The sequence below is a fragment of the Serratia microhaemolytica genome (genome assembly GCF_004011885.1).
Taxonomy (GTDB): domain Bacteria; phylum Pseudomonadota; class Gammaproteobacteria; order Enterobacterales; family Enterobacteriaceae; genus Serratia_G; species Serratia_G microhaemolytica.
In genome coordinates this window covers 1-1,199 of record NZ_SBEF01000123.1, presented here as the reverse complement: position 1 = coordinate 1,199, position 1,199 = coordinate 1, and the positions used below count along the sequence as shown (strand labels likewise).

At 47.5% G+C, this 1,199-nt stretch carries 1 protein-coding gene and 1 pseudogene; both read left to right on the top strand.

What is annotated here, in order from left to right; all coding sequences use genetic code 11:
- A pseudogene (locus tag EOJ37_RS14260) lies at positions 1-113 on the top strand (IS5 family transposase); the annotation flags it as partial.
- Positions 114-166: 53 nt separating this feature from the next.
- Positions 167-754, top strand: a complete 588-nt coding sequence (locus EOJ37_RS14255; protein ID WP_127960521.1) for a DUF2913 family protein — start codon at positions 167-169, stop codon at positions 752-754.
- The last annotated feature ends 445 nt before the right edge of the window (positions 755-1,199 follow it).

Sequence of the window (1,199 nt, the reverse complement as noted above, 5' to 3'; positions counted from 1 at the left end):
TGTTAAAAGAACATCGTCGCATTGCCACTCGCTCGGAGAAAACCGCCAGAAATTACCTTTGCATGCTTAAATTAGGCTCTGTTCGGTTGTTTTTAAAGCGGTTATTGGGTTAAGGGACACAGCCTAGATACCATCAGCATCAATTTTAACCCGCTTAGTGGCGTCAATGGCAACACCTCCCGACCAAACTACTCGCGACCTTGCTCACCTCGCTTTTTGTGCGCTTGTTGCGTTACAGACAGCCATTCAGGATGGTGCCGTAGCTTCCCCAATGGCAGAGCACCTTTTTATCGTCCGTTGGCTGGCAACTGCTCAAAAGCAGAAGCGTTTTCCCAAGACAGTGGCGATTGATATTCAACTGTTGTTGGATAAGGGCCGTAAACAAGGTATCGGGGCCAAGCTTAAATCTCATCTTGCATACGTCTGGCGCTCACGCAGCGGTGATATACAGCAACAAAGTGACCTATTTAGGCTTACCTACACACTTGAGAGCCTTAAAACACTTGGTTGGCGTAACGAGTTGGTAACGTCTGCTGAGTGGGATTCTGGGGCGCTGGATGAAACTACTGTTGGGCCTGCGGTGTATGTGGTTAAGACAGCGTTACAATCAGCTTTCACCAGTGAAGGGCGTCTGATTACACCACTTGTATTCAAGGTCGCGGGTGATACGCAGACTATTGTTGATGCGCTGGCAGCGAGCAGTTTCACCGCTGATTGCCTAGATAATGTAGTGACGCTCACGCCTCAACGTTGATCATGTATCTACGAGGTTTTAGCTGAGATCGGGGCGATATAGCGCTTGTAAGCCAGTTAGACGCGTTAAACCTGCCAACGTATGCAACTGGCAACGCAATGCAGATCAACACTACTCGGCAGCGTGTGCGTTGCGTATGGTGATAGTTTGGCTATGGGTAAAAAGTGATTGCTGAATGGCGAGTGGCGAAGTACGAGCCTGCACGCACCACTCAAGCATTCACTTTTCAAACGGGTCGCTTACTTCTTTGATTGCAGTTGCACTTTGCAAGGGAGTTCACTGGGTACTGACTTTCTACCATCCAATATCGTGGTAATGACCTTAGTGATCCCCTCATTTCTATAAACTCAAATAATGCCAAGTGTGCGGGTATATAATCGATGCTGCCTCAGGTAATAAGTAAATTTCTCCATCAACAATATCGCATAGGCTTCTTTCATTTTGG